General features: G+C 73.9%; 24 protein-coding genes and 1 riboswitch. Of the genes, 9 read left to right on the top strand and 15 right to left on the bottom strand.

Annotated elements, in window-relative coordinates; all coding sequences use genetic code 11:
* Positions 1-98 precede the first annotated feature (98 nt).
* Positions 99-1262 carry an acyl-CoA dehydrogenase family protein gene (locus ACFYUY_RS10230; protein ID WP_360208056.1) on the bottom strand — a complete coding sequence of 388 codons (1164 nt, stop codon included), beginning with the start codon at positions 1260-1262 and terminating at the stop codon, positions 99-101.
* 211 nt (positions 1263-1473) lie between these two features.
* On the opposite strand from ACFYUY_RS10230, the gene ACFYUY_RS10235 reads away from it, so the two are divergent.
* Positions 1474-2106 carry a uridine kinase gene (locus ACFYUY_RS10235; protein ID WP_387899816.1) on the top strand — a complete coding sequence of 211 codons (633 nt, stop codon included), beginning with the start codon at positions 1474-1476 and terminating at the stop codon, positions 2104-2106.
* A 408-nt stretch (positions 2107-2514) separates the two neighbouring features.
* Positions 2515-4542 carry an AAA family ATPase gene (locus ACFYUY_RS10240; RefSeq protein WP_387900021.1) on the top strand — a complete coding sequence of 676 codons (2028 nt, stop codon included), beginning with the start codon at positions 2515-2517 and terminating at the stop codon, positions 4540-4542.
* Positions 4543-4663: 121 nt separating this feature from the next.
* On the opposite strand, the gene ACFYUY_RS10245 is transcribed toward ACFYUY_RS10240, so the two are convergent.
* The 10 genes from ACFYUY_RS10245 to ACFYUY_RS10290 form a co-directional block, all read right to left on the bottom strand.
* Positions 4664-5650 (bottom strand): NAD-dependent epimerase/dehydratase family protein, encoded by a 987-nt coding sequence (locus tag ACFYUY_RS10245; protein ID WP_360208059.1) that lies wholly within the window; start codon positions 5648-5650, stop codon positions 4664-4666.
* A gap of 97 nt (positions 5651-5747) precedes the next feature.
* Positions 5748-6794: a hemolysin family protein gene (locus ACFYUY_RS10250; RefSeq protein ID WP_360208062.1), complete on the bottom strand. Its 1047-nt coding sequence runs from the start codon at positions 6792-6794 to the stop codon at positions 5748-5750.
* Positions 6791-8134 (bottom strand): hemolysin family protein, encoded by a 1344-nt coding sequence (locus ACFYUY_RS10255; protein WP_360208064.1) that lies wholly within the window; start codon positions 8132-8134, stop codon positions 6791-6793. The genes ACFYUY_RS10250 and ACFYUY_RS10255 overlap by 4 nt, the downstream gene beginning before the upstream one ends.
* Positions 8135-8460: 326 nt before the next feature.
* On the bottom strand, positions 8461-8898 hold the full coding sequence (locus tag ACFYUY_RS10260) for a PH domain-containing protein (protein WP_387899819.1): 438 nt from the start codon (positions 8896-8898) through the stop codon (positions 8461-8463).
* Positions 8899-9042: 144 nt separating this feature from the next.
* A complete protein-coding gene (hisG, locus tag ACFYUY_RS10265) occupies positions 9043-9891 on the bottom strand; it encodes an ATP phosphoribosyltransferase (RefSeq protein WP_360208070.1) in 849 nt (282 codons plus the stop codon).
* 51 nt (positions 9892-9942) lie between these two features.
* A complete protein-coding gene (locus tag ACFYUY_RS10270; protein ID WP_030242547.1) occupies positions 9943-10215 on the bottom strand; it encodes a phosphoribosyl-ATP diphosphatase in 273 nt (90 codons plus the stop codon).
* A gap of 159 nt (positions 10216-10374) precedes the next feature.
* Positions 10375-10848: a 6,7-dimethyl-8-ribityllumazine synthase gene (gene ribH, locus ACFYUY_RS10275; RefSeq protein ID WP_360208072.1), complete on the bottom strand. Its 474-nt coding sequence runs from the start codon at positions 10846-10848 to the stop codon at positions 10375-10377.
* Positions 10849-10910: 62 nt separating this feature from the next.
* Positions 10911-12170, bottom strand: coding sequence for a bifunctional 3,4-dihydroxy-2-butanone-4-phosphate synthase/GTP cyclohydrolase II (locus ACFYUY_RS10280; RefSeq protein ID WP_360208075.1), 1260 nt, complete (start codon positions 12168-12170; stop codon positions 10911-10913).
* Positions 12167-12754 (bottom strand): nicotinamide mononucleotide transporter family protein, encoded by a 588-nt coding sequence (locus ACFYUY_RS10285; RefSeq protein ID WP_360208150.1) that lies wholly within the window; start codon positions 12752-12754, stop codon positions 12167-12169. Before ACFYUY_RS10285 ends, ACFYUY_RS10280 begins: the two co-directional genes overlap by 4 nt.
* 56 nt (positions 12755-12810) lie before the next feature.
* A complete protein-coding gene (locus ACFYUY_RS10290; RefSeq protein WP_360208077.1) occupies positions 12811-13473 on the bottom strand; it encodes a riboflavin synthase in 663 nt (220 codons plus the stop codon).
* Positions 13474-13682: 209 nt separating this feature from the next.
* Positions 13683-13810, bottom strand: a riboswitch (FMN riboswitch).
* 355 nt (positions 13811-14165) lie between these two features.
* Here ACFYUY_RS10290 and ACFYUY_RS10295 point away from each other — a divergent pair.
* Entirely contained in the window at positions 14166-14414 is a 249-nt protein-coding gene (locus tag ACFYUY_RS10295) for an SCO4226 family nickel-binding protein (protein WP_360208080.1), read from the top strand.
* Positions 14415-14590: 176 nt separating this feature from the next.
* Here ACFYUY_RS10295 and ACFYUY_RS10300 read toward each other — a convergent pair whose 3' ends face one another.
* A complete protein-coding gene (locus ACFYUY_RS10300) occupies positions 14591-14905 on the bottom strand; it encodes an antibiotic biosynthesis monooxygenase family protein (protein ID WP_387899823.1) in 315 nt (104 codons plus the stop codon).
* A 166-nt stretch (positions 14906-15071) separates the two neighbouring features.
* Between ACFYUY_RS10300 and ACFYUY_RS10305 the strand changes: the two genes are divergently transcribed.
* A complete protein-coding gene (locus ACFYUY_RS10305) occupies positions 15072-15767 on the top strand; it encodes an MSMEG_1061 family FMN-dependent PPOX-type flavoprotein (RefSeq protein WP_360208086.1) in 696 nt (231 codons plus the stop codon).
* A 213-nt stretch (positions 15768-15980) separates the two neighbouring features.
* Here ACFYUY_RS10305 and ACFYUY_RS10310 read toward each other — a convergent pair whose 3' ends face one another.
* Positions 15981-16169 (bottom strand): DUF1508 domain-containing protein, encoded by a 189-nt coding sequence (locus ACFYUY_RS10310; protein ID WP_360208089.1) that lies wholly within the window; start codon positions 16167-16169, stop codon positions 15981-15983.
* Between the two features lie 169 nt (positions 16170-16338).
* Between ACFYUY_RS10310 and ACFYUY_RS10315 the strand changes: the two genes are divergently transcribed.
* The 4 genes from ACFYUY_RS10315 (at position 16339) to ACFYUY_RS10330 (ending at position 20952) form a co-directional block, all read left to right on the top strand.
* Positions 16339-16764 (top strand): HIT family protein, encoded by a 426-nt coding sequence (locus tag ACFYUY_RS10315; protein ID WP_360208092.1) that lies wholly within the window; start codon positions 16339-16341, stop codon positions 16762-16764.
* Positions 16765-17097: 333 nt separating this feature from the next.
* On the top strand, positions 17098-18189 hold the full coding sequence (locus tag ACFYUY_RS10320; RefSeq protein WP_360208095.1) for a glycoside hydrolase family 19 protein: 1092 nt from the start codon (positions 17098-17100) through the stop codon (positions 18187-18189).
* Positions 18190-18492: 303 nt separating this feature from the next.
* A complete protein-coding gene (locus ACFYUY_RS10325) occupies positions 18493-19563 on the top strand; it encodes a serine hydrolase domain-containing protein (protein ID WP_387899826.1) in 1071 nt (356 codons plus the stop codon).
* 213 nt (positions 19564-19776) lie between these two features.
* Complete coding sequence (locus tag ACFYUY_RS10330; protein WP_387899828.1) at positions 19777-20952, top strand: alpha/beta hydrolase family protein; 1176 nt, start codon at positions 19777-19779, stop codon at positions 20950-20952.
* 291 nt (positions 20953-21243) lie between these two features.
* Here the strand turns inward: ACFYUY_RS10330 and ACFYUY_RS10335 are convergent, their stop codons facing one another.
* Complete coding sequence (locus tag ACFYUY_RS10335; RefSeq protein WP_387899830.1) at positions 21244-21711, bottom strand: hypothetical protein; 468 nt, start codon at positions 21709-21711, stop codon at positions 21244-21246.
* A 158-nt stretch (positions 21712-21869) separates the two neighbouring features.
* On the bottom strand, positions 21870-22046 hold the full coding sequence (locus ACFYUY_RS10340; protein WP_387899831.1) for a winged helix-turn-helix domain-containing protein: 177 nt from the start codon (positions 22044-22046) through the stop codon (positions 21870-21872).
* An 877-nt stretch (positions 22047-22923) separates the two neighbouring features.
* On the opposite strand from ACFYUY_RS10340, the gene ACFYUY_RS10345 reads away from it, so the two are divergent.
* Positions 22924-26604: a SpoIIE family protein phosphatase gene (locus ACFYUY_RS10345; protein WP_387899833.1), complete on the top strand. Its 3681-nt coding sequence runs from the start codon at positions 22924-22926 to the stop codon at positions 26602-26604.
* The last annotated feature ends 97 nt before the right edge of the window (positions 26605-26701 follow it).

Below are 26701 nucleotides of genomic sequence, written 5' to 3' on the forward strand. Positions count from 1 at the left end.
CCCTCGGTCCCGCCGGGCCGGCCCCGGTTCGGCGGGCCGGCCGTCGGTTCGGGGGGCGGGCCCGCGACTCGGGAGGCAGGCCCGCGGTTCGCGGGAGGTCAGCCCTTGGTGAGGTGGCGGCCGATCACCAGGCGCTGGATCTGGTTGGTGCCCTCGACGATCTGCAGCACCTTCGCCTCGCGCATGTAGCGCTCGGCCGGGAAGTCCTGGGTGTAGCCGTAGCCGCCGAGGACCTGGACGGCGTCGGTGGTCACCCGCATCGCGGCGTCGGTGCAGAACAGCTTCGCCATCGCCGCCTCCTTGGAGAACGGCCGGCCCGCGTCCCGCAGTCGGGCGGCGGACAGGTAGAGCGCGCGCCCGGCCTCGATCTGGGTGGCCATGTCGGCGAGCATGAAGGACAGGCCCTGGAAGTCCGCGATCGGGCGGCCGAACTGGCGGCGGGTGCGCGCGTAGTCCACCGCGAGGTCGAGCGCGGCCTGCGCGACGCCGACCGCACAGGCGGCGATGCCGAGGCGGCCGGAGTCGAGCGCGGCGAGGGCGATCTGGAAGCCCTGCCCCTCCTCGCCGATCAGCCGCTCCCGCGGCACCCGGGCGCCGTCGAAGTGCAGCTGCGCGGTGGGCGAGGACTTCATGCCCATCTTGTGCTCCGGCGGCGCGGCCGACAGGCCCTGCACGTCGCCGGGGAGCAGCAGGCAGCTGATGCCCTTGGGGCCCTCGCCGCCGGTGCGCACCAGGGCGCTGTAGAAGTCAGCCTGACCGCCGTGCGTGATCCACGCCTTGGTGCCGTTGACCACGTAGGCGTCGCCGTCGAGGTCGGCGCGGGTGCGCAGCGCGGCGGCGTCCGAGCCGGACTGCGGCTCGGAGAGGCAGTAGGCCCCGAGCTGTTCGCCGGAGAGTATCCCGGGCAGCCACTGCGCGCGCTGCTCCTCGGTGCCGAAGCCGGCCAGCGCGTGGCAGGAGAGGGTGTGCACGCTCACGCCGAGGCCGACGGCGAGCCAGCCGGCCGCGAGCTCCTCCAGCACCTGCAGGTACACCTCGTAGGGCTGCTCGCCGCCGCCGTACTTCTCGTCGTACGGGAGGGAGAGCAGGCCGGCCTCGCCGAGGGTGCGGAAGACCTCCCGCGGGAAGCGCCCGGCGGCCTCGTCCTCGGCAGCGCGGGGCTGCAGCTCCCGCTGGACCAGGTCCCGGGTGAGGCTCAGCAGCTCGCGGGCCTCCTCGCTGGGCAGCTGGCGCTCCACGGCTTTCGCGGGGGACGGGGTCATGGCGGCGGTCGCCTCCTCGATCGGGCGCCGGGACCGTGGTGTGGCGGGTCCGGCGCGGGTGTGGCAGGTCGGCCCGACCGGCACCGGATTGCGGTGAACGGCCGTTCACAGGCGGGGCGCTGCGAAGTATGCCGGAAACCGGCAGCTCCGTCACGATCGGTCTGGTGGAACTGGCCGGAGTGGTTGGCTACGGCACCGTAGGGTTGCCGTTGTGGCTGCTTCCGGAACCCCCGCCTCCGCCGTCCCGCCCGAGTACGGCCCCGCGCTGGGCGCCCTCGCGGCGGAGCTGCGCGCACTGCCGCCGTCCTGCGGCCCGGTGCGGCTGGTCGCGGTGGACGGGCACGCGGGCTCCGGCAAGACCACCTTCGCCGGGCGGCTGTCCGCGGCGCTCGACGGGGCGCCGGTGGTCCACCTCGACGACCTGGCCACCCACGCCGAGCCGTTCGGCTGGACGGAGCGGCTGCGCGAGCAGGTCCTGGAACCGCTGGCGGCTGGCCGGGGCGCCGCGTACCGGGTGTACGACTGGACGCTGCGCCGCTTCGACGGGACGGCCCCGGTGCCGGCCGCCCCGGTGGTGCTGGTGGAGGGCGTCGGGGCCGGACGGCGGGCGGTGCGGCCGTGGCTGGCCCGGGTGATCTGGATGGAGCTGGACGCCGGTGCGGCCCGCCTCCGGGGCGAGCGGCGGGACGGTCCGGAACTGGCCGATTTCTGGGCGGACTGGGCCCGGGCCGAATCGGCGCATTTCGCCGCGGACCCGAGCCGCCCGCACGCGGCGACGAGGGTCGACGGGGTGACCGGACGAATCACGCCGGGCACCGTCGGTGAACCTTCAACAAGCCCTTGACCTGCGGTATCGCCAGGACTTAGGTTCTCCTCAGCTGTCGGAACGGGATGTTCCGGCCGCCTCGGACCCGGCGCCCCCGGCTTGTTCCCCCGTGAGTCGGGGGCGCCGTCCGGTCCCCTTCCGAATCCCGCTCCCCCACCGCCGGAACGAGCCCGCACCCGCTCAACGGCCGCGCGCGCGATCGCATTTGACCCCGTGCGGCACCCTTCCGGATCAGCTCCGCCCCGGTACGATTCCTGGCAGGCGCATATGCGCCCGGGGGCATCCGACCACCGGCCCGGCAGCGCGAAGGCGACCGCCACCGAGCCCCGGGCCACACCGCGGGGGGCGTGAGTGACGACGGTGGACAGTTCCGACAGCAACGCGGGCGGCCCGGACCTGCTCGCCGACCGCGCCTGGCTGCGTGCCATGGACGCCTACACGGCCGGCGCGTACGCGCGCGCCGAGGAGGAGTTCCGTGCGGCCGTCCGGCTGGATCCGGGGATGGCCGACGCCTGGCTCGGCCTGCACGCGCTGCGCAGCGACACCTCGGCCGCACTGCTGGCCATGTACCGCAACCAGAAACGGTTCGGCGAACAGCGCCGCCGGCACCGACGCTCACTGAGCTCCTGGTACTGGCTCGGCTGGTGGGTGCAGCCCGTCCTGGAGGACGCCCGCGACCTGGCCCTGGCCCACGCCTCGCACTGGCTGGACGGCCGGCACCTGGCCGAGCTGGACCGCGCGCTGGAGCAGTGCCCGGCCCCCAGCGAGGACCCGTCCGCCCAGTTCCTCTACGCCTGCCGCTCCTACCTGCTGAAGGACTGGGAACAGCTGATCCGGGACACCGACCGGCTGCTGGACGACCCGCTGCTCGGCATCGAGGCCGGCCTGTTCGCCGGCATGGCCCGCGTCCGGCTGGACATGTGCGCCCAGGCCCAGGCCCCGCTGGCCGCCTCGCTGGCCCGCTGCCGCTCGGAGCAGCCGCAGCGCAAGGAGCTGCGGTACTGGCTGGCCCGGGCCTACGAGGGGGCCGGGCGCAGTGCCGCCGCACTGCCGCTCTACCGGGCGGTGCACCGGGCCGACCCGGTGTTCATGGACACCGCGGCCCGGCTGGCCGCGATCGCGGCGGAGGACGGCCTCGCGGACGGACTCACCGACGGCCTCGCGGACGGCCTGCTGACCGGCGGCCCGCCGGCCGGCGGCAGATCCGCCGGGATCGAGGAACTCGGGCCGGAGGGGGCGGAGTTCCAGGACGGCACGGGGTACGCCGGGGCCGGCGGCTTCGACGACGGCGCCACCGGTTTCACGGGCTTCGCCGACCCGGCCGACCTCGCCGGGGAGTCCGGGGAGTCCGGGTACCCCGACCCGGCCGGGTACCCCGAGGGGGCCACCGCGTACACCGAGGGGCCGGCCTTCACCGGCGGGACGGGCTTCGGGGACGGCCCGCCCCGGAGCGACGGCCCGCCGACGGGCGCCGCACCGCAGGCGGCCGGCGAGCGGTCCGGGGCGCCGGCCGGCTCCGCCGCCCAGGCGCCGCTCCCGGTCCACGCCGAGGCCCAGCCCCGGGCGGCCTCCCCGACGGCCGCCCAACCGGTCGACGACGAACACGAGTTGGACGCCGCACTGGCCGAACTCGCGCTGATGGTGGGCCTGGAGCCGGTCAAGCGCCAGGTCCGGGCGCTGTCCGCGCAGCTGCGGATGTCCCGGCTCCGGGCCGCGCAGGGCCTGCCCGTCCAGCCGCCCAAGCGCCACTTCGTCTTCTCCGGGCCCTCCGGCACCGGCAAGACCACCGTGGCCCGGATCCTCGGCCGGGTCTTCCACGCCCTCGGGCTGCTCTCCGGCGACCACCTGGTCGAGGCCCAACGGGCCGACCTGGTGGGCGAGTTCCTCGGGCAGACCGCGGTCAAGGCGAACGAGCTGATCGACTCCGCCCTGGACGGCGTGCTGTTCATCGACGAGGCCTACAGCCTCTCCAACTCCGGCTACACCAAGGGCGACGCCTACGGCGACGAGGCGCTCCAGGTGCTGCTGAAGCGCGCCGAGGACAACCGCGACCGGCTGGTGGTGATCCTGGCCGGCTACCCCGAGGGCATGAACCGGCTGCTGGCCACCAACCCCGGCCTCAACTCCCGGTTCACCACCCGGGTGGACTTCCCCAGCTACCGCCCGAGCGAACTGACCGCGATCGGCGCGGCCCTGGCCGGCCGGGACGGCGACGGCTGGGACGAGGACGCGGCCGAGGAGCTCGCCAGCATCTGCACCCACGTGGTCCGCGAGGGCTGGATCGACGAACTGGGCAACGGCCGGTTCATCCGCACCCTGTACGAGAAGTCCTGCGCCTACCGCGACCTGCGGCTCTCGCTGCTGCGCGAGCCGCCGGGCCGCGAGGACCTGGCGACCCTGCGGCTGCCCGACCTCGTCCAGGCCTACGGGGAGCTGATCGACGGCCGCGGCTGAGACCTGCTCCGCGTTGCCGGGCCCCGGCTCCGCGCGGCCGGTCCACGGCTCCCGGGGGTGCTATCGGCCCCGGGGCCGAGAGGGGTTCCCCGCGGCCGGACCCGGCTCCCGGGGCCGGGGCTCAGCCCTGCAGCAGCGCCGCCTCGCGCTCCGGGTCCAGCCCGACCTTCGGGCGGTCGGCGCGCTGCGGGGCACCGCCGCCGAGCGACCGCAGCCAGGCCCAGGTGTCCTCGACCGTCTCGGCCACCGGGCGGCAGCGCAGCCCGGCCGCCACCGCCCGCTCCACCGACGCGCCGTGCAGGAAGTCGTACAGCTCCCCGGGCGCCAGCCAGACCGGCAGCTCCGTCCACGGCTCCACCCCGGCCGCCAGGATGCGCTCGGGGTCGGTCCAGCGCAGCCGCGCGTCCGAGCCGGTGGCCCGCACGCAGGCCTCCAGCAGCCCGCCCATCGTGGTGTGCCCGGCCGGGCTGACCACGTTGTAGGCCCCGCCGAGCCGGGCCGCCGCGGCGTCCAGGGTCCAGCTCGCCAGGTCGCGGGCGTCGACGTACTGCAGGGCGAGGTCACGCGGACCGGGGGCGAGCACCGGGCCGCCGCGGGCGATCCGGTTCAGCCACCAGGGCAGCCGGCCGACGTCCTCGTACGGGCCGAGGATCAGCCCGGCCCGGGCGAGCAGGGCGCTCCCGCCGAACTCCGCCTCCAGGGCCAGCTCGGCGCCGCGTTTGGCCTCGGCGTACGGCGCCCCCTCCCCGGCGTCCGGGGAGGCCTCGACGACCCCCGCCGACTCGTCCGCCCCGGCCCCCGACGGGTAGGCGTACACGGAGCGGCTGGAGACGTAGGCGTAGTGCCCCACCCGGCCGTTCAGCAGGCGGGCGCTGTCGCGCACCGCCGCCGGGGCCCAGGACCAGGTGTCCACCACCGCGTCCCACTCCCCCGCGGCCAGCGCCGCGAGCCCGCCCTCGGCGGTGCGGTCGCCCCGCACCACCCGCACGCCCTCGGGCGCGGGCCGCGTGCCGCGGTTGAGGGCCGTCACCTCCCAGCCCCTGGCCAGCGCCTCCTCGGCGACGGCCCGTCCGACGAACTTCGTTCCACCCAGCAGCAGAAGCCTCATGCCGACCACCCTGCCCCGGGGTGGCCGGCATGGGAACGGCTCCCTGCTCTGGGCAGAATCGCCGACGGCGGACACGCCGTCGGCGGAACCGGGAACCTCAGGCGGCGGAGCGGTGGTCGGGGTCGTGCATCTCGCCCACCAGCTCCTCCAGCACGTCCTCCAGCGTGACCACGCCGAGCGTGCGCCCGTCCTGGTCCAGCACGGCGGCCAGGTGGCAGGTCGCCCTGCGCATCGCGCCCAGCGCGTCGTCCAGCGGGAGGCTGCCGCGCAGCACCGTGATCGGGCGCCACAGGCGGGCCGGGACCGGCGCGGACGGGTCGTCCACGTCGAGGATGTCCTTGAGGTGCAGGTAGCCCAGGTAGCCGTGGCCGGCCGGGTCGCCGTCGGTGACCGGGAAGCGCGAGAAGCCGGTGCGCAGCGCCAGCTCCTCGACCTCGGCGGCGGTCACCTTGGTGTCCACCGTGACCAGCTGCTCGGGCTTGAGCAGTACCTCGGTGACCGGGCGGTGGCCCAGCTCCAGGGCGTCCTCCAGGCGCTCCTGGCGGCCCTCGTCGAGCAGGCCCGCGTCCCGGGAGTCGACCAGCAGGTACATCAGCTGCTCGGTGGTGAACACCGACTCGACCTCGTCCCTGGCCTCGACCCGGAACAGCTTCAGCACGCCGTTGGCCAGCGAGTTCAGCATCCGGATGACCGGGGCGAGCCAGCGCGCCAGCCGGTCCAGCGGCGGGCCGAGCCAGAGCGCGGCCTTCTCCGGGCCGGCCATCGCCATGTTCTTCGGCACCATCTCGCCCATCACCATGTGGAGGAAGACCACGACGGCGAGCGAGATCCCGTAGGAGAGCGGGTGCATCAGGCCGGAGGGGACGCCGATCGCGTGGAACGGACCCTCCAGCAGGCTCGCGATGGTCGGCTCGGCGAGCGCACCGAGGCCCAGCGAGCAGACGGTGATGCCGAGCTGGGCCGCGGCCAGCATCGCGGACACGTTGGACAGGGCGTGCAGCACCGTGCGGGCGCGCTTGTGGCCCGCCTCGGCGAGCGGTTCGATCTGGCTGCGGCGCACCGACACCACGGCGAACTCGGCGCCGACGAAGAAGGCGTTGCCCAGCAGCAGCAGGACGGCGACGGCCAGTTGGAGCGCGGTCATCGGTCGTCCCCGTCGTTGTCGTCGAACACGGACGGAGCGCTGGTGCGCTCCACCCGGACCTGGCTGGTGCGGTGCCGGTCGACACCCGTCACGGTGAAGCGCCAGCCCGGCAGCACCGCCTGCTCACCCACCGCGGGCAGCTTGCCGAGCAGGTCGGCGACCAGGCCGGCCAGGGTCTCGTACGGGCCGTCGGGGGCGTTCAGGCCGATGGCCTCCAGCTGGTCGATCCGGGCGCGGCCGTCGGCCTCCCAGACCGGCAGGCCGTCCACCGGGGGCAGCGGGAACAGCTCGGGGCGGTCCGCGGGGTCGTGCTCGTCCTGCACCTCGCCGACGATCTCCTCGACGATGTCCTCGACGGTGACGACACCGGCGGTGCCGCCGTACTCGTCGACCACGATGGCCATCGGCTGGAGGCGGCGCAGCCGGTCGAGCAGCCGCTCGGCGGGCAGCGTCTCGGGCACCAGCAGCGGCGCCGAGGCCAGCTCGGCCACCCGGACCAGGCCGCGCCGGGCGGCCGGGACGGCCAGCGCGTCCTTGAGCGTCACGATGCCGGTGACCTCGTCCAGGCTGTCGGCGTAGACCGGGAAGCGGGACAGGCCGGTGGCGCGGGTCAGGTTGACCACGTCGGAGGCGGTGGCGTCGCGCTGCAGGGCGGCGACGTCGACCCGCGGGGTCATCACGGACTCCGCGGTGAGCTCGCCCAGGCCGAGGGTGCGGACGAACAGGGTCGCCGACTCCTCGTCTATCGCGCCGGCCTTGGCCGAGTGGCGGGCCAGCGAGACCAGTTCGGCCGGGGTGCGGGCGTGGTCCAGCTCCTCCTGCGGCTCGACGCCGAAGGCGCGCACCGTCCGGTCGGCCGCCCCGTTGAGGAAGCTGATCAGCGGGCGGCAGACGAAGGAGAAGGCCATGTGCGGGGCGGCGACCGCGCGGGCCACCTGGAGCGGGCGGGAGATCGCCCAGTTCTTCGGGACCAGCTCGCCGATCACCATCTGCACGACGGTGGCCAGCACCATGCCGACGATCACGGCGGTGCCGCGGGCGGCCGACTCGGGCACGCCGATGCCGGTCATGACCGGGCCGAGCAGGGTCGACAGCGCCGGCTCGGCGAGCATGCCGACCACCAGCGAGGTGACGGTGATGCCGAGCTGGGCGCCGGAGAGCTCGAAGGAGAGGTGCCGCAGGGCCCGGGAGACGCGGGCGGACTTGGCGTCGCCGCTCCCGGCGGAACGTTCCACCGCACCGCGTTCGACGGTCACGAAGGCGAACTCGGCCGCCACGAAGAGGCCGTTGGCGAGGATCAGCAGGAGGGCTGCGAGCAACAGCAGCCAGGCGGTGATCACAGTGCCGCCTGCCTTCCGCTCGGGGGAAGGTCGACGGCGTGGGTACTACCGGACGGATCGTCCATCGAGGGGGGGTGTCACTCCTCAGGTCGGGTCGGAAAGGGCGGGGACTTTGCCCCGCTTTTACCAGCGTAGACCATACCCGGGCGACGGTAGGAAGGGTGTTCGGACGCACCTGCCCCGGAATCCCAGGCCGGGTGGCGCTCCGGTCGAGGGCCGGACGGGGGCGGACGGGAGCCGGCCGGGAGCCGGCCGGGACGGGAGCCGATCGGGGTGGAGGGACCGCGGGATGGAGGGCCGGACGGACCCCCATCCCCTCGCGTCGCTCAGGCGGCGTGCTGCTCGACCAGGTCGCGCAGGGCGCGGGCGTCCGCGATGGCCTGGGCCTTGCCGACCCCGGACTGGATGCCGACCACGGCCAGCGAGGTGCCGTCGGCGAGGTCGAGGGTGGCCCACGGGTCGCCCTGGCGGAAGTTGACCCGGACGATCTCCGCCCAGGCGAGCCGGCGACTGCGGACGAAGTTGACCACCGTCACGCCCTGCGCGTCGGCGCGGACCCGCGGGCGGGCCAGCATCAGGCCGACGGCCGCGAACAGCACGCCGCTGGACACCATCATGATCCGGTCGTTGAGCTGCCAGTTCGCCGGCAGCAGCACGGCCATCGCGGCGAACAGCACCACCAGCAGGACGCAGACCGGCAGCAGCACGGCGCGGGTGCGGCGCGGCGCCCAGGTGACGGGGAACTCGACGGGCGGCGTGGACACGGGGGATCTCCGGTGGGTGCTTCGGGCGGTTCGACTGCGGCGGGCCGTCCGGCCGTTCCGGGGTGCTCGCAGCGATGGGGCGGGGGCGCCGCTCGGCGCCCCCGCCCCATTCAACCGTGTCTTACCCCGGTGACGACCGGCAGGTCAGAGGCGGCAGGCGTGGATGTTGGTGACCAGGATGGCGCGGGCGCCGATGCCCCAGAGGTCGTCCATGATCTGCTGCGCCTCCTTGCGGAGCACCATCGACCGCACCGCGACCCAGCCCTCGGTGTGCAGCGGGGAGACGGTCGGCGACTCCAGGCCCGGGGTGAGCGCCACGGCGGCGCCGACCTTCTCGGCACGGATGTCGTAGTCCATCAGCACGTAGCGGCGGGCCACCAGCACGCCCTGGAGGCGGCGCAGGAACTGCTCCACCGCCGGGTCGTCGCCCGCGCCCTTGGGCCGGATCACCACGGCGTCCGAGATCAGGATCGGCTCGCCGAAGACCTCCAGGCCGGCGTTGCGCAGGCTGGTGCCGGTCTCCACGACGTCGGCGATCACGTCGGCGACGCCGAGCTGCACCGCGGTCTCCACCGCGCCGTCCAGCTTGGTGACGGTCGCCTTCACGCCGTGGTCGGCCAGGTGCTGCTCGACCAGGCCGGTGTAGGAGGTGGCGATCCGCAGGCCCTCCAGGCCCTTCACGTCCTCGACGTCGACGCCCTCGGGGCGGGCGAAGCGGAAGGTCGACCCGGCGAAGCCGAGGGCGAGCACCTCCTCGGCGTTGGAGTGCGAGTCGAGCAGCAGGTCGCGGCCGGTGATGCCGACGTCCAGCCGGCCGGAGCCGACGTAGACGGCGATGTCGCGCGGGCGCAGGAAGAAGAACTCCACCTCGTTGTTCGGGTCGACGAGGACGAGCTCCTTGGGGTCCTTCCGCTGGCGGTAGCCGGCCTCATGGAGCATCTCCGCCGCGGGACCCGAGAGAGAACCCTTGTTGGGGACGGCGATGCGCAGCATGGGAGGTTGGTTCCTTACCTGTTGGGAGGGGTGTGCGGTTCCGGGCCGGTCTCAGAGGTACTTGTAGACGTCGTCGAGCGTCAGCCCACGGGCGATCATCATCACCTGAAGGTGGTAGAGCAGCTGGGAGACCTCCTCGGCCGTCTGCTCGTCCGACTGGAACTCGGCGGCCATCCAGACCTCGGCGGCCTCCTCGACGACCTTCTTGCCGATCGCATGGACGCCCTGCTGGACGAGCTGCGCGGTGCGGGAGGACGAGGGGTCGCCGGTGGCGGCCTTCTGCTGGAGCTCGGCGAAGAGCTCCTCGAATGTCTTCGAAGCCATGATGGACTCACCATACGGCGTGCGGGCTGACGGGCGGTAAACAGTCCCGGACCGTGGACAGTCCGGTGGACGTCCACGGTCCGGGGGGTCGGCGCGCAGGTCGTGCGGGGGCGCCGGAGGTGGCGCGGTCGCTCCGGCGCGGCCGCCGGAGCGCGGCGGTCAGAGCGCGGCGCGCAGCACCGCGGCGGTGGCGACGGCCGCGGTGACGGCCTCGTGCCCCTTGTCCTCGGCGGAGCCCGGCAGGCCCGCGCGGTCGAGCGCCTGCTCCTCGTTGTCGCAGGTCAGCACGCCGAACCCGACCGGGACACCGGTGTCGACGCTGACCTGGGTGAGGCCGGCGGTGGCTGCCTGGCAGACGTAGTCGAAGTGCGGGGTGCCGCCGCGGATCACGACGCCGAGCGCGATCACGGCGTCGTAGCCGCGGTCGGCGAGGCGCTTGGCGGCGACCGGCAGTTCGAAGGTGCCGGGGACGCGCAGCACGGTCGGCTCGGCGATGCCCAGCTCCTTGAGCGCCCGGTGGGCGCCGTCCAGCAGGCCGTTCATCACCTGGTCGTGCCACTGCGCGGCGATGACCGCGACCTTGAGGTCGGCGACGCCGTCGATGGTCAGCTCGGGGGCTCCGTGGCCGCTCATGGGGGTACTTCCTGTCCGTCGTGGTTCGTGGTGTCGTGGTGTCGCTGTGGGGCGGGGGGAGTTCAGGAGCCGAGGCCGGGCAGGTCGTGGCCCATCCGGTCGCGCTTGGTGCGCAGGTAGCGCAGGTTGTGCTCACCCGGCGCGATCTCGACCGCCTCGCGCCCCTTGACCTTCAGGCCGTGCTCGGTGAGCGCGGTCAGCTTGTCCGGGTTGTTGGTGAGCAGGGTGAGCGAGCGGACCCCGAGGTCCACCAGCATCTGCGCCGCGATGCTGTAGTCCCGGGCGTCGGCCGGCAGTCCGAGGTCGAGGTTGGCGTCGACGGTGTCGCGCCCCTGCTCCTGGAGCTCGTAGGCGCGCAGCTTGTGCGCCAGACCGATGCCGCGGCCCTCGTGGCCGCGCAGGTAGAGCACCACGCCGCGGCCGGCCTCGGCGACCCGCTCCAGGGAGGCCTCCAGCTGGGGGCCGCAGTCGCAGCGCAGCGAGCCGAAGACGTCACCCGTCAGGCACTCGGAGTGGACCCGGACCAGGACGTCCTCGTCCTCGGGCAGCCGGCCGTCGGCGCCCAGGCCGCCGGCCACCAGCGCGATGTGCTCGACGCCGTCGATGGTGCCCCGGTACCCGACCGCGGTGAACTCGCCGTGGACGGTGGGCAGGGCGGTGGTGGCGGCCCGGTCGACGTGCAGCTCGGTGCGGCGCCGGTAGGCGATCAGGTCCTCGATGGAGATGATCGCGAGGCCGTGCTCGCGGGCGAAGGCGACCAGTTCGGGCAGCCGGGCCATCGTGCCGTCGTCGTTGACCACCTCGGCGATCGCGCCGGCCGGCGCCAGCCCGGCGAGCCGGGCCAGGTCGACGGCGGCCTCGGTGTGGCCCGGCCGCACCAGCACGCCGCCCTCGACCGCGCGCAGCGGGAAGACGTGCCCGGGGCGGGTCAGGTCGCCCGGCTCGGTGCCGGAGGAGGCCAGCAGCCGGACGGTGCGGGCGCGGTCGGCGGCGGAGATGCCGGTGTCCACCCCGTCCCGGGCGTCCACCGAGACGGCGTAGGCGGTGCCCTTGCGGTCCTCGTTGACCTGCGTCATCGGCGGGAGCTTGAGGCGGTCCAGCTCCTCCCCCGTCATCGGGGTGCAGATCACGCCGGAGCTGTAGCGGATGGTGAAGGCCATCAGCTCGGGGGTGGCCGCGGAGGCGGCGAAGACGATGTCGCCCTCGTTCTCGCGGTCCTCGTCGTCGACCACGATCACGGCGCGGCCGAGCGCGATGTCGGCGATCGCCCGCTCGACCGGGTCGAGGACGAGTTCGAGGCCGTCGGTCTGGTTCTCGGTCATGCCGTGACTCCCTGCGGGACGGTGGCGGACTGGACGCGCGGCTCACGGGTGCTCAGCCACCAGGAGCGCAGGCCGAGCAGCACCAGGACGAAGTAGATCGAGTAGGTGAGTCCGGAGAAGGAGTAGCCGCTGTTGAAGGCGAGCGGGACGCCGACCACGTCGACGGCGATCCAGGCGAACCAGAACTCCAGCCAGCCGCGGGCCTGGGCCACCATCGCGGCCAGCGTGCCGACGAAGATGTAGGCGTCCGACCACGGGCTCCAGGACAGGCTGGGGTAGGACTGGAACAGCAGGGCCAGACCGACGGTGCCGGCCGCCGTGCCGGCCACCAGGGCGGCCCGCTCGGGCCAGGTGGCGAACCGGACGGCGATCGTGCCGGTGTCCCGGCGCCCCCGCCGCCACTGGGTCCAGCCCCAGGCGGCGGTGACGACCACGATCAGCTGCTTGCCGATCAGACCGGGGACGTGGCCGCCGAGGTAGGCGGTGATCAGCACGGCGCCGGACAGGAGCTGGACCGGCCAGCTCCACACCGAACGGCGCCAGCCGAGCGCGAGCGCGGACAGCCCGAGCAGGTTGCCGAACATGTCGGCCCACTTCACGTGCTCGCCGAGGACGGTGAACGCTTCTCCGCTGAGCCAGCTCACTCGGACTCCCCGGCGATGGTCGGGGGGAGGGTGCGGGAGTCGAGCAGCCGCTCCACGTACTTGGCGAGGACGTCCACCTCGAGGTTGACGCTCTCGCCGACGGCCTTGGCGCCCAGCGTGGTCAGCGCGAGGGTGGCGGGGATCAGGCTGACGGTGAAGCTGTCCCGGGCCGCCTCGACCACGGTGAGGCTGACGCCGTCGACCGTGATCGAGCCCTTCTCGACCAGGTAGCGGGAGATGCTGTCGGGGAGCGAGAAGCGCAGCACCTCCCAGCGCAGCTCGCCCGCGGCGTCGCGCTCACCGGGCTCGCGGGACAGCAGCCGCCCGGTCGCGTCGACGTGGCCCTGGACGAGGTGTCCGCCGAGCCGGGCGCCGAGCGCCATGGCGCGCTCCAGGTTCACCCGGGACCCGGGCTTCAGCTCGCCGAGGCTGGAGCGGTGCAGCGTCTCGGCCATCACGTCGGCGCTGAACTCGCCGCCGGCGGCCGCCAGTTCCTCGGGGCTGTCGACGACGGTCAGGCAGACGCCGTTGACCGCGATGGAGTCGCCGTGGTGCGCGTCCGAACAGACCACCGGGCCGCGCAGGCGGATCCGCGAGGAGTCGCCGATCTCCTCGATCGACACGACCTCGCCGAGCTCTTCGATGATGCCGGTGAACACCCGGGTTCTCCTCGCGCTTGGGGCGCGGACTCCGGGGCGGCAGAGGGAGATGACACGGACGGGCAGCGGCGCACGGGCCGACGGCACGACCCGTCGCCGGGGGTGCCGGTACCGCCGGGAGATCGCTCGCCCGGCACGGGAGACACCGCTCCCGCCGTCCACCTGACCGCGGTCCACCGGGGGACCACGGGTACCGCTCTACGTCCGCCCGCGCACGCCTCCCATCCGGACTTTAACCGTCGGTCCAGGAATTTCACCTGGTCAACCGGCCGCTGGCTGCGGACGGGTCGCGGACTGTAACCGCCGGTTCGGATTTTCACCGACCCCGGAGTGCGCTGAACGTCACTGCTTGATGCCGTCATTGTGCCACGCCGTACGCAAGGCCAGGGAGAGCCGTCCGCTGTGGTCTGTTTCACGCGGGTGCGGGGAATGTGCGCCGGGGTGCTACGCGGTGGCGGCGGGGGGGTGGGGTGGGGCGGGGCGACGGGCGGCGGCGGGCTGGCAGGGCTGCCGGCGGCCGGCTGCTTCGGGCGGGGCGACGGGCTGCGGCGGGTGGGGCCGTCTGGTGGCGGAGCCGGGCGGCCGGGGCCAGGCTGGTGGTAGGGCCCGGCCGCCCGCCGACGGGAACGTCCTGCACGCGAACGCCGCGGACGGGCACGCGCCCGTGAAGCGAAGGTACGGAGGCGAGGGCGATGGCGAAGTTCATGGACGTCCACCACGGGATGTCCGGGATCACCGCGGACATGCTCAGGCAGGCGCACGCGGCCGACCTGGCGATCCAGGGCGAGGAGGGCGTGCAGTTCGAGCAGGCGTGGGCCGATCCCGAATCGGGCACGGTGTACTGCCTCTCCGAGGCCCCGTCCCGGGAAGCCGTGCAGCGGATCCACACCCGCACGGGGCACCCGGCGGACGAGATCCACCCGGTGCCGCTCGAGGTGTGACGGCTGCGCCGCCCGGGGTGGCCTCCGGGGCTTGAGCCCTGGTGGCTCCCGGGGGCTCGGGGGACTCACGGGGTCCGCGCAGGGCCTGGCCTGGCGGGTGCGGCGATCGCGCAGGGCCTGGCCTGGCGGGTGCGCTTTGCGCTTGCGGTGATCCGGGGCGTGGCGGGTGCGGCGGTTCAGGGCGCGGCGGGTGCGGCGATCGGCGTGAAGTGGCTGACCACCGGCGGGTGCGCGAGGTAGCGCAGCTCGCCCTCCGCCCACACCGGCCGGATCCGCCACATCGGCCCGGCGTAGCCTCGCAAGGCCTCCTCGTCGCGCCAGCGGCTCACCACGAGCACCCGGTGCCCGTCCTCGGTGACCGAGCGCAACAGCTCGCCGCCCAGGCAGCCGTCGGTCCGCCCGAGCTGCGGGATCACCTGCGAGGTCAGCAGCGCGCAGAACTCCTCGACGTGGCCGGCCACGACCTGCCCGGCCCAGATCCTGACGATCACGACCACCACCTCCGAGCGGCAGCCCCGGCGCCCCGGGAGCGGGCGCCCCTGGCCCCCATTATCCGGGTGGAACCGCTGGTGGGGAGGGGTGGACAGCCGGTATTTGCGAAAGCCGGCACCAGGACCGGCCCGAGGTGACCGTTCGGGCCTGGACTAGATTCGCGGTATGACCACCACACCGGAAGCTGCCAGTCCGTCAACCGCCGCCCCGGGCACGCCGGGCAGCCTGTTCGCCGCGCTGAGCGCCACGGCCCTGACCGACCCGGACCAGTTGCGGGAGGTCTACGAGCAGCCCGGCGACCACGCCCGGCGCAAGCAGGTGGACCGGCTGCACGACGTCGCGCGGCAGCTGATCGCCTGCTCCTCGCTGGTGTTCGTGGCCAGCTCCGACGCCGCCGGGCGCTGCGACGTCTCACCGCGCGGCGGGCCGGCCGGCCTGGTCTCCGTCCTCGACGAGTACACCCTGGCCATTCCGGACGCCACCGGCAACAAGCGCTTGGACACCCTGCACAACATCCTCGAGAACGGCCGGGTCGGGCTGCTCTTCGTCGTGCCCGGCCGGGAGACCACGCTGCGCGTCAACGGGCGGGCCTGCGTCTCCACCGACCCGGAGCTGCTGAGCCGGCTGGTCGCCGTCGGCAAGCCCCCGCGCAGCGCGATCGTGGTCGCCGTCGAGGAGGTGTACGCGCACTGCCCGAAGGCCCTCCTGCGCGGCTCGGCCTGGAAGCCGGAGAACTGGCTGGCCAAGGACGCCCAGCCGACCTCGGCCGAGGTCACGCTCTCGCACCTGCGGGACGACTCGCTGACCATCGAGATGATCGAGCAGAACGAGCGGGAGGCGCTGCTCTACCGCTACGAGTGAGCGCCCGCTGCCGGTGGGCTCCCGCTCGGCGCCCGCTGGACGTGAGTGCCCGACCACCCGCGCCGGGTGTTACGAGTGGCGCCCGGGAGCAGTCGGCACGGTGGGGGCCGGTCCGGGTGGACCGGCCCCCGGCCGTGTTCGGCACGGTGGGCGCGCGGTCGGCGCTCACCCGCGCCGTGCACGACCGTGGGTCCGGCCCGCTCAGGCGGCCGCTCAGGCGGCCCTGGGGAGGTCCACCACCGGGGCCCCGTCCGCCGCCCGCTGGACGGCCTCCACGCCCTTGTGGGCGGCCTCCTTGCTGGAGTAGCCCTGGCCGGTGGCGACGATCTCGCCGTTGCCCGCCTTGAGCCGGAACCGGTACTTGCCGCCGGCGTCCTCGTAGACCTCGAACTTGCCCGCCATCCGGGCCACCTCCTCCTGGGGCGCGCAGTGCGCACGTTGGTCGGCCCCCTCCAGCACGGTGCGCCCCGCCGCCCGGCCGCCGCACCCCGTCCGGGGCCGGACGGGTGACGCCGGGCGCGGGCCCGTTGCGGGGGGTGCCCATCCCGCCGCCGCTGGCTTGAATGGACGGATGGACGGACGGACGGACTGCGTCTTCTGCGCGGTGGTGGCGGGCGGGGCGCCCGCCCACCTGGTGCTGGACGACGAGGCGGCGGTCGCCTTCCTGGACCGGCGGCCGCTCTTCCCGGGCCACGTGCTGGTGGTGCCGCGCGCCCACCACGGCACCCTCGCGGACCTGCCGGCCGCCGAGGTGGGGCCGTTCTTCCTCCGGGTCCAGCGGATCGCGGCCGCGGTGGAGCGGGGGCTCGGCGCGGCGGGCAGCTTCGTGGCGGCGAACAACCGGATCAGCCAGTCCGTGCCGCACCTGCACGTCCACGTGGTGCCGCGCAATCCGAAGGACGGGCTGCGCGGGTTCTTCTGGCCGCGCGGGACGTACCCGGACGAGGCGGCGGCGGCGGAGGTCGCGGCCCGGCTGCGGGCGGCGCTCGAGGAGTGAGGGGCGGGGGCCGGTAGGGCGTCGGGGAGGGTTGGTGGGGGGTTGGTGGGGGCTCGGAGACCGGCGGGGAGCCGGTGGGGGGTCCGGGGCGGTCGGGGCCGGGGTGGTTCGTGGGCGGCGCGGACGGTGCCGTTCCCCGCCCACACTGAGCCGCTTTCACCGACCCTCTTGACAGGTATAGACCACTCCGCTTGAGTCGGTGTCGGCCCCGTACCGGCCCACACCCCGGTCGGCCGTCCCCCACGACGCGCCCCCACCCGGGGCCAGGCTCCCAGCCCCGCTCAGGTCCCTGTCCCGACGACGTGCGGCCCCCACCGCACAAGGGGTGATGACGTGTCAACGAAACGCCTGCTCGCACTGCTCTGCGCCGTGGTCACGGCGCTGGCGGTCGCGGTGCTCCTCCCCGCCTCCGCCAGCGCGGCCGCCTGCGGCACGCCGTGGAACGCGACCGCCGTGTACACCGGCGGCGCGTCCGTCTCGTACAACGGGCACAACTGGACCGCCAAGTGGTGGACCCAGAACGAGCCCCCGAGCGCCGGCGGCTCCGGCGTCTGGGCCGACCAGGGCGGCTGCGGCGGGTCCACCGACCCGACGCCCACGCCGACGCCCACCCCCGGCACCTGCAGCTACCCCGACTGGGTCGCCGGCCGCACCTACACCACCGGCGCGATCGTCCGCTACACCAACGGCGGTTACTACCGCGCGACCCACGACAACCCGGGCTACGACCCGGTCATCAGCACCTGGTACTGGGAGCCGTACGCCTGCGGCACGACGCCCGACCCGACCCCGACCCCCAACCCGGGCGGATTCCCCGTCAGCCAGGCCCAGTTCAACCAGATGTTCCCGAGCCGGAACGCCTTCTACACCTACCAGGGGCTGGTCGACGCGCTCGGCGCCTACCCCGGCTTCGCGGCCACCGGCAGCGACACCGTCCGCCGGCAGGAAGCCGCCGCGTTCCTCGCCAACGTCAGTCACGAGACCGGCGGACTGGTCTACGTGGTCGAGCAGAACACCGCCAACTACCCGCACTACTGCGACACCTCGCAGCCCTACGGGTGCCCGGCCGGGCAGGCCGCGTACTACGGCCGCGGGCCGATCCAGCTGAGCTGGAACTTCAACTACAAGGCCGCCGGCGACGCGCTCGGGATCGACCTGCTGCACAACCCGAACCTGGTGCAGACCGACCCGGCCGTGGCCTGGAAGACCGGTCTCTGGTACTGGAACACCCAGAACGGGCCCGGCACCATGACCGCGCACAACGCCATGGTCAACGGCGCCGGCTTCGGTGAGACGATCCGCAGCATCAACGGCTCGCTGGAGTGCAACGGCAACAACACCGCCCAGATGCAGCACCGGATCAGCCTCTACCAGAGCTTCACGCAGATCCTCGGCACCGTTCCCGGGGGCAACCTGAGCTGCTGACGGGCCGTCGCCCGGGCGGGCGTCCCGCTCCGCCCGGGCGGGGTGCCGTGGCGCGGCGCGGCGCTTCCGGGTGCCGCGTCGCGCTGCGTGGCGCTTCCCGGTGCCGCGTTGCGCTTCGTTGCGCTTCGTGGTGCCGCATTGCGCTTCGTGGCGCTGGACGGTGCTTCGAGGTGCGTACCGACCTGCGTGGTGCGTACCGTGCGGAGCGTAGTGGGGCGTACGCCTGGAGGAGCAGTCGGGACCGGTGGAAATCGTCGTTCCGGCGGACGATTTCGCTGGTCGCGACGCTCTAGGCTCACCACCATGAACGAACTCGCCCGCCTCGACCGCCTCGTCCAGCAGACCGCCGACCGGCTCGCCGGCCAGCAGGTCGGCACGGTGGTCGCCGGGCTGGCCGGCGGCGCCGTGCAGATCCACGGCGCCGGGCGGACGAGCCCGGGCGGCGGCGTGCCCGGGCCGCGCACCCTCTTCGAAATCGGTTCCGTCACCAAGGTGTTCACCTCGATCGTCCTCGCACGGCTGGTGCTCGACGGCTCCGTCGAACTCGACGCACCGCTCGCGGAGGTCCTCGCCGACGCCCGGCCCGGCGGCGCCACCGTGCCGAGCAGGGGCGACACACCCATCACCCTCCGACACCTCGCCACCCACACCTCGGGGCTCCCCCGCCTGCCCCGGGGCATGACGGCGACGGCCCTGCTCAGGCCCAACAAGCCCGATCCGTACGCCCACTGCACCGCGGCACACGTCCTCGACGGCCTAGCCCGGACGAGGCTGCGGGCCGACCCGGGGCGCGCCTTCCGCTACTCCAACCTCGGCGCCGGACTGCTCGGGCTCGCCCTCGCCCACCGGGCCGGCACCGGCTACGAGGAGCTGGTGACGCGTGAGGTCTGCACGCCGCTGGGCCTGGTGGACACCTGCCTGCACCCGGACGCAGCCCAGGCGGAGCGGATGGCGCACGGGCACACCGCCGGCGCCCGTCCGGTGCCCCACTGGGACCTCGCGGACATCCCCGGCATGGGCGGGCTCCGCTCCACCGCCGCCGACCTCGCGATACTCCTGCGGGCCCAGCTGGCCGCCGAACACGAGCCGGACGCGCCGCTGTCGCCCGCGATCACCCTCACCCGGGAGACCCGACACCGCGTCAACCCGTTCGCCTGGATGCACCTGGGGTGGCTCGGCCACCGCCTGCACACCCAGCAGGGCGGACACCTGCAGATCTGGCACAACGGGGAGACGGGCGGCTTCCGCTCGTTCGTCGCCTTCGATCCGGAGAAGCAGGTCGGCGTGGTGGTCCTCGCCAACACCCGCCGCTCGGTCGACGCGGCCGGGACGGCCCTGCTGCGCACGCTGCAGAACGAATTCGCGGCGGCGTGAGGCCGTGGGGGCACGGGGGCCTGCGGGCTTGCGGTCGTGGGGCCGTGGGGCCGTGGGGCCGTGCCATCGCGGGAGGTCGTGCGGTGCGAGGCCCGTACCCCCTAGGGGTCCCCACGGAGGTGCCCCGGAGCGACCGCCGCCACCGTCTCCGGAGCCACCCCTACGCCCCTGAGGCGACGTCAGATGCCGTGCCGGAAGCCTACGGTCGAAGACATGAGCCGACTCCGTCGAACCTCCGCCGCGGCAGCCCTCCTGCTTGCCCTGCCGCTCTCCGTCGCCGCCGCGCCCGCCCTGGCCGCGCCCTCGCCCACCACCGCCTCCCCCTCCGCCACCACGCCCGCGATCCGGGTCGACCTGCCGCGGCCCACCGGTCCCAACGCGGTCGGGCGGGAGGTCCTGCACCTGGTGGACCAGGACCGGCCCGACCCGTGGGTCCCGTCCGCCGGGCCGCGCCAGCTGATGGTGTCGATGTACTACCCCGCCAAGGCGGGGACGGGCGGCCCCGCACCGTACATGACGCCGGAGGCCGCCCGGCTGCTGCTGGCCGAGAAGGTCCCGGGCAACGTCATCCCGGTCGAGGCCGTGACCGGGGCCCGCACCTGGGCGGAGTCCGGCGCCCGCCCGCAGCACGGCCGGTTCCCGCTGGTCGTGCTCTCCCCCGGCTTCACCATGCCGCGCAGCGAACTGACCAGCCTGGCCGAGGACCTGGCCAGCCGCGGGTACGTCGTCGCCTCCGTCGACCACACCTACGAGAACACCGGGACCACCTTCCCCGACGGCAGCACGCTCACCTGCGTCGTCTGCGGCCACCTCGACGACTTCGGCGGCGCGGAGGCGGTGTCCGCGAGCCGCGCCAAGGACGTCTCCTTCGTCGTCGACCAGCTGACCTCCCACCCCCACCCGGCCTGGCGCTACGCCCGCATGATCGACGAGGACCGGATCGGCATGGCCGGGCACTCGCTCGGCGGCGCCGCAGCCGTCCCGGCCCTGCTGACCGACGACCGAATCCGGGCCGGCGTGAACCTCGACGGCACCATGGACCTCACGGTCCCCGAGTCCGGGCTGAACGGGAAGCCCTTCCTGATGATCGGCCACCCGCTGCCCGGTACCGAGGACCCGACCTGGACGACCAGCTGGGCCCGGCTCGACGGCTGGAAGCGCTGGCTCACCTTCGAGGGATCCAACCACGGCACCTTCACCGACAACCCGCTGTTCGCCGAGCCCTACCACCTGCCCGTCCCGCCCGGCACGACGATGTCCGCGCAACGCGGCGTCGAGCTCACCCGCTCCTACGTGGCGGCCTTCTTCGACCTGCAGCTGAAGGACGAGCCGCAACCCGTCCTCGACGGCCCCACCACCTCCGCCCCCGAGGTCACCTTCCACCGCTGACCCGCCCTCGTCCGCGGCGAGCTCCCCACCCGGGTCACCGACGATGAACCCACCGCGCAGGAAGTCGGCCACGTCGACTTCCTGCGCGCCCGCACCCGGCCTGCCCCGGCAGGATCCAGCTGAGCGCCCGGCCGGGAGCATGACCGATGGCACCACCATGGCGGCGCTGGCGGGTGGGGGTACGCGAGCCCATGTGGCCACACCGGCGGGCCACTGAACGTGAACTCGGATGCCGGTCGGCTCGTGGCAGCGGCGTCAGATCCGAGACGGCCGGCTGTTGTCGGCCCGGGTTCAGGACGGTGGCTGTAGCCACCGCCGCGCCGCGGCGAGATTCACCTCGACGTCATCGCTCCAAGAGCAGACCTCCAGCCATGAGAGGTAGCCGCCTTGCGCGAAGACCAGAACCTCGCCGGGGCACTCTCCGGTTTCGGTGACCAGCTGTACGCCGGCAGCCACAACAGTGCCAGCGTCCGTTGGCGCGGGCTCCACCGCGTCGGCGTCGAGCTCGAAGTAGGCTGTGCCGCACCCGCACTTACAGCGGGATTGCACCCTGAGGTGGGACACCTGCCGTCGGAGGGCGAGGTGAACCGGCTCGTCCGGGTTCAGGACGAGGTCCAGCACGTCAGCTACGTCCTCGGGCAGGCTGGCACTCATGCCGCCAACGTAGCTGACCAGCACCTTCGGGCTTCGACCGGTGCCTGCGAGGCAGCCGTCGATGACCTCCGGTCGGCACTGCAGCATCTTCAGCTGGCGCTTCACGGCGCGGACGATCCGGCCGAGGTCGGCCGCGGCGAGGTTGCCGATGTCACGCTTGACCAGCGACCAGACACCCCTCGGTCGGGTTGCGGTCCGGAGCAATCGACTGCCCGGCCTCGTCCTCGAAGACGATCCAGGTGTTGCGCTCCGCCGCGGTGGCCTCACCCGCGGCCAGGTCTCCTTCTTCCAGACTCGACCGCGTCGTCATCGCGCTCGATCGCGTGTCTGGTGGGCTGCTGCCAGCTCCAGCCGTGGTGCTTCAGTAACCGCCAGGTGCCCTCGACCGGCCCGGCGCTACCGCTCGACCGACCGCACGCCGATCCGCAGGGCAGCGGCAATCACCGCGTTCTCCTGCCCGCCCTCGAATCGCTCCACGGCCTGCAGCCACAACCTCTCCGCGTGGTCCTCTCCGGCATCGGTCAGTCCGCCGCCCTGCGCGCACCTCACACCCCACGGCTACCGGTGCCGCCGACAGCCAACGGTCAGGCGAATGGCACCGACATCACCCGACCAAGTTCAGCACCGCGCAGGAAGTCGGCCGTATCGACTTCCAGTGCCTCGCACTCGGCGACGCCCGGCACGCTGCGGCTGATCACTGTCGGGGCACACCGTGCCGAAGCCGCGGAGTCGACGGGCCCCTGCCTGGCGGGGAGCAGGGCCGACCGAGCCGCTGGGACGCGGGTCGGCTGCGGCGGGCCGGCGCGCAGGAAGTCGGCTGCTTCGACTTCCTGCGTCGCCGCACCAGACCACGCCCGGCAAGATGCGCCCGGTCCCCCGGCAGGCGCGGGGCTTCGGGGCCGTGGAATCGACGGGCCCTGCCCGGCGGGGGCGGGGTCACCCGACTGCGGCGGGCTGCCGCACGGGAAGTCGGCCACGTCGACTTCCTGCGTCGCCACGCCCGAACGCGCCCGGCGCAGTGTGGCTGATCCTCGGCGGGGGCGGGGTGGCCTGGCTGCGGTGGGCTACCGCGCGGGCCAGCGCGCAGGAAGTCGGCTGCTTCGACTTCCTGCGCCGTCGCGGCCTGCCGCGCCCGGCGGGGTGGGGTGGCCCGGCGGTGGTGAGCTGGTGCGGGGGACGTGGGCTGGGTCGACTTTCCGTGGCACGGCGTGGGGGCGGTAGCGCATCGGGCGGGCTGGTGCACGGTGAGCGGGGCGCGGGGGCTGCGTGCGAAGATGGCAGAGCTGGCTGAAACGATCTCCGGACGGTTCTCTGGCCATGGTGAACGAGAACGAGCAGCACCGAGGGGATCCGCGGCAGGACGCCCTGCTGATGGTGCCGATCGCGACGGCCCTGATCGAGGCCGACGGGCGGATCCTGCACTGGAGCGGCGACGCCGAGGCACTCCTCGGCTACTCCCCCACGCAGGCGATCGGCGAGAAGGCCGCGCAGTTGCTGGCCTCCGACGACCAGCGGCCCGAGGTCCTGGCGCTGTTCCAGCAGATCCTGGACGGCCGGGCCTGGTCCGGTGTGTTCCCGGTCCGGCACCGGGACGGGCACGCGGTGAACCTGGAGTTCCGCACCCATCCGATCACCGGGCCGGACGGCCGCCCGCTGGTGCTGGCCGTCGCCTCGGACGTGACGACGCTGCGCCGGATCCAGGCGGACCTGGCCGTGCTCGACGGGTTCTTCACGCAGTCCCCGGTAGGCATGGGCGTGTACGACACCGAACTGCGGTTCGTCCGGCTGAACGAGGCGCTGGCGAGGGCCAACGGCCTGCCCGCCGGCGAGCACCTGGGCCACCGGCTCACCGAGATCCTGCCGGGGATCAACGGTGCGGAGGCCGAGGCGGTGATGCGGAAGGTCCTGGAGACCGGCCGGCCGGTCGTGGACACCCGCTCGCACGGCCGCACCCCCGGTGACCCGCAGCACGACCACGCGTGGTCGGCCTCGTACTTCCGGCTGGAGGAGCCGGGCGGGCGGGTGCTGGGCGTCAGCTCGACCGTCATCGACATCACCGAGCGCTTCCGCGCCGACGCCCGGGCGGCGCGGGCCCAGGAGCGGCTGGCCCTGCTGGTCGACGCGACGGCCTCCATCGGCACCACGCTGGACCTGCGGCAGACCGCCCGGGAGCTGGCCGACGCGATGGTGCCGAGGGTCGCCGACATCAGCGGGGTGTTCGCGCTGGAGGCGCTGGTCGCGGGGCGCAACGTCGAGCCGCCCGAGCCGGACGCGCCGAAGCTGGTGCGCCGGCTGGCGCTGGCCACCACCGACCCGCTGTACCCGGCGGAGGCGCTGCCGGTGGATGCGCTGTACGAGCTGCCGGCCGACTCCCCGTACGCCCGGGCGATGGACACCGGCCGGACGGTGGTGGTGCCGTCCTGGGAGCTGCCCCTGCTGAGCGAGGCCATCTCGGAGAGCCGCCGCCAGGCCTACCTGGGGGACCGGCCGCGCTCGGTGCGGATCACCCCGCTGGTGGCCCGCGGCACCACGCTCGGCATGGTGGTGTACTCGCGGCGCGGCGAACGGGAGTCCTTCGCGGAGGCGGACATCACCCTCGGCGACGAGCTGGCGTCGCGGGCGGCGGTGGCGATCGACAACGCCCGGTTGTACCTGCGCCAGCACCAGACCGTGCTGGCCCGGCAGCAGGCGTTGCGCGAGGCGAAGGCCGCCCAGGAGCGCCTGGCACTGGTCAACGTGGCGTCCACCCGGATCGGGACCACGCTCGATCTCGCCCAGACGGCGATGGAGCTGGCCGAGGTGGCGACGCCGCGGCTGGCCGACACGGTGGTGGTGGAGGTGCTGGAGGACCTCGTCCGCGGCGAGCGCGAGGCCCGCGCCCCGGCGGACGGGTCGGCGATGCTGCGCCGGATGGCCTTCCACTCGGTGCACGGTTCGACGCTGCAGCCGATCGCCCGCACCGGCGGGGTGCACCGCTTCCTGCCCAGTTCGCCGTACGCGTGGAGCCTGGCGCACCGCAAGCCGGTGCTGGTGCCGCGGATGGACGCGGACGGGCTGGCCTGGTTCGCCGACGACCCGGTGCGCACGGCGGCGGTGCGGGAGCAGAACGTGCGTTCCTTCATGGTGGTCCCGCTGATCGCGCGCGGTACTCCGGTCGGCGTGGCGGGGTTCTACCGGACGCTGGTGGAGCGCCCGTACGAGGACGACGACCTGGCCCTGGCCGGGGAGTTGGCGGTGCGGGCCGCGGTGTCGATCGACAACGCGCTGCTGTTCACCCGGGAGCGCGACGCGGCGGACGCCCGGCAGCGGGCGCTGGACGAGGCGTGGGCCGCGCAGCAGCGGCTGTCGCTGCTCAACGAGGCCAGCAACAGGATCGGCACCACGCTCGATCTGCACCGCACCGCCCAGGAGTTGGTGGAGGTGGTGATCCCGCGCTTCGCCGACTTCGTCACCGTCGACCTGCGCGACGCGGTGCTCGGCGGGGACGAGCCGGGGCCCGTCCCGGAGGACGGTTCGGTGCTGATGCGGGCGGTGGCGGTCGGCGAGTCGGCCCCGGACGGCACGATGACGGCGGCGGCCGACGAGGTCGGCGGGACCTCGCAGTCCGCCCAGGTGTACGCGCAGAGCCTGCGCTCCCGGCGTTCGATCCTGGTCTCCCAGGTGACCGAGGAGGAGCTGCGCCGGATCGTGGCCGCCCCGGACCGGGTGCAGCCCGGGCTGGACGCCGGGGTGCACTCGTACCTCATGGTGCCGCTGGTGGCGCGCGGACTCGTGCTGGGCGGCGCGGAGTTCGTCCGGACCCACAACCCGCTGCCGTTCGGCCCGGCGGACCGCTCGCTGGCCGAGGAGCTGGTCGCCCGCACCGCGCTGGCGATCGACAACGGGCGGCTCTACCGCCGGGAGCGGGACACCGCGCTGACCCTGCAGCGCAGCCTGCTCCCGCAGGAGATCCACCGCACCCTCGGCCTGGAGATCGCCTACCGCTACCTGCCGAGCAGCGTGGTCAGCGAGGTCGGCGGCGACTGGTTCGACGTCGTCCCGCTGTCCTCCGGGCGGGTCGCCCTGGTGGTCGGCGACGTGATGGGCCACGGCATCCGGGCCGCTGCCACGATGGGCCAACTCCGTACGGTGGCGCGGACGCTGATCACCCTCGAACTGGACCCGTCACGGGTCCTGCACCGGTTGGACGAGGCCACCACGGCGATCGGCGAGGGCCAGTTCGCGACCTGCGTCTGCGTGGTCTACGACCCGGTGGACCGCCGCTGCACGGCCGCCTGCGCCGGGCACCTGCCACCGGTGGTGGCCGACGCGCACGGGCGGGCGCACCTGGTCGAGCTGCCACCGGGCGTACCGCTGGGCGTGGGCGGAGTCCCCTTCGAGAGCGTGGAGTTCATCCTCCCCGAGGAGGCCATCCTGGCGCTCTACACCGACGGGCTGGTGGAACGCCGGGGCCGCGACCTCGACGAGGGGGTGCAGCTGCTCTGCCGGACCGTCGCCAACCGACGCCGTTCGCTGGAGCAGACCTGTGACGCCGTGCTGGCCGAACTCACCGGCCACCCCAGCGAGGACGACATCGCCGTCCTCATGGCGCAGGTCCGGCCGACCGGTGCCGACCGGATCGCCACCCTCCAGCTCACCGGGGACCTCGCCATGGTCGCGCACTCGCGCCGCTTCACCCGCGAGACGCTCACCGAGTGGGGCCTCGGCCCGCTGGCCGACTGGGCGGAGCTGCTCACCAGCGAGCTGATCACCAACGCCCTGGTGCACGCCGGATCACCCACCCAGCTGCGGCTGTTCTGCAACCGGTCGCTCACCGTGGAGGTCGCCGACCAGGAGGGCGAGGGGCCCCGGATCCGCCGCGCCCGCGCCGAGGACGAGGGCGGGCGGGGCATCCACCTGGTCAACGAGCTCGCGCACCGCTGGGGCAGTCGCCGGACCGGGGACGGCAAGGTGGTCTGGTTCGAGCTGGAGCTGCCCCCGGGCGGCGCGTCGGCCTAGGGCGCGCCTTTCGGGCCGGTCCGGGCGGGCAGGCCGACAGACTGCGATGACAACCACCGGTTGTCGCCCCGGCGGGGCGGTTGTTGGCCGGTTCGGG

The sequence above is a fragment of the Kitasatospora sp. NPDC004745 genome (assembly GCF_042873275.1).
GTDB lineage: Bacteria > Actinomycetota > Actinomycetes > Streptomycetales > Streptomycetaceae > Kitasatospora.

Bases quoted from the DNA above. Each gene is read 5' to 3' on its own strand.
- ACFYUY_RS10325 (WP_387899826.1), top strand. From the start codon at position 18,493: ATGAACGAACTCGCCCGCCTCGACCGCCTCGTCCAGCAGACCGCCGAC.
- ACFYUY_RS10280 (WP_360208075.1), bottom strand. From the start codon at position 12,170: ATGACCGAGAACCAGACCGACGGCCTCGAACTCGTCCTCGACCCGGTC.
- ACFYUY_RS10240 (WP_387900021.1), top strand. From the start codon at position 2,515: ATGGACGCCTACACGGCCGGCGCGTACGCGCGCGCCGAGGAGGAGTTC.
- ribH (WP_360208072.1), bottom strand. From the start codon at position 10,848: ATGAGCGGCCACGGAGCCCCCGAGCTGACCATCGACGGCGTCGCCGAC.
- ACFYUY_RS10230 (WP_360208056.1), bottom strand. From the start codon at position 1,262: ATGACCCCGTCCCCCGCGAAAGCCGTGGAGCGCCAGCTGCCCAGCGAG.
- ACFYUY_RS10315 (WP_360208092.1), top strand. From the start codon at position 16,339: ATGGACGGACGGACGGACTGCGTCTTCTGCGCGGTGGTGGCGGGCGGG.
- ACFYUY_RS10310 (WP_360208089.1), bottom strand. From the start codon at position 16,169: ATGGCGGGCAAGTTCGAGGTCTACGAGGACGCCGGCGGCAAGTACCGG.
- ACFYUY_RS10285 (WP_360208150.1), bottom strand. From the start codon at position 12,754: ATGTTCGGCAACCTGCTCGGGCTGTCCGCGCTCGCGCTCGGCTGGCGC.
- ACFYUY_RS10250 (WP_360208062.1), bottom strand. From the start codon at position 6,794: ATGACCGCGCTCCAACTGGCCGTCGCCGTCCTGCTGCTGCTGGGCAAC.
- ACFYUY_RS10330 (WP_387899828.1), top strand. From the start codon at position 19,777: ATGAGCCGACTCCGTCGAACCTCCGCCGCGGCAGCCCTCCTGCTTGCC.
- ACFYUY_RS10295 (WP_360208080.1), top strand. From the start codon at position 14,166: ATGGCGAAGTTCATGGACGTCCACCACGGGATGTCCGGGATCACCGCG.
- ACFYUY_RS10345 (WP_387899833.1), top strand. From the start codon at position 22,924: ATGGTGAACGAGAACGAGCAGCACCGAGGGGATCCGCGGCAGGACGCC.
- ACFYUY_RS10305 (WP_360208086.1), top strand. From the start codon at position 15,072: ATGACCACCACACCGGAAGCTGCCAGTCCGTCAACCGCCGCCCCGGGC.
- ACFYUY_RS10270 (WP_030242547.1), bottom strand. From the start codon at position 10,215: ATGGCTTCGAAGACATTCGAGGAGCTCTTCGCCGAGCTCCAGCAGAAG.
- ACFYUY_RS10245 (WP_360208059.1), bottom strand. From the start codon at position 5,650: ATGAGGCTTCTGCTGCTGGGTGGAACGAAGTTCGTCGGACGGGCCGTC.
- hisG (WP_360208070.1), bottom strand. From the start codon at position 9,891: ATGCTGCGCATCGCCGTCCCCAACAAGGGTTCTCTCTCGGGTCCCGCG.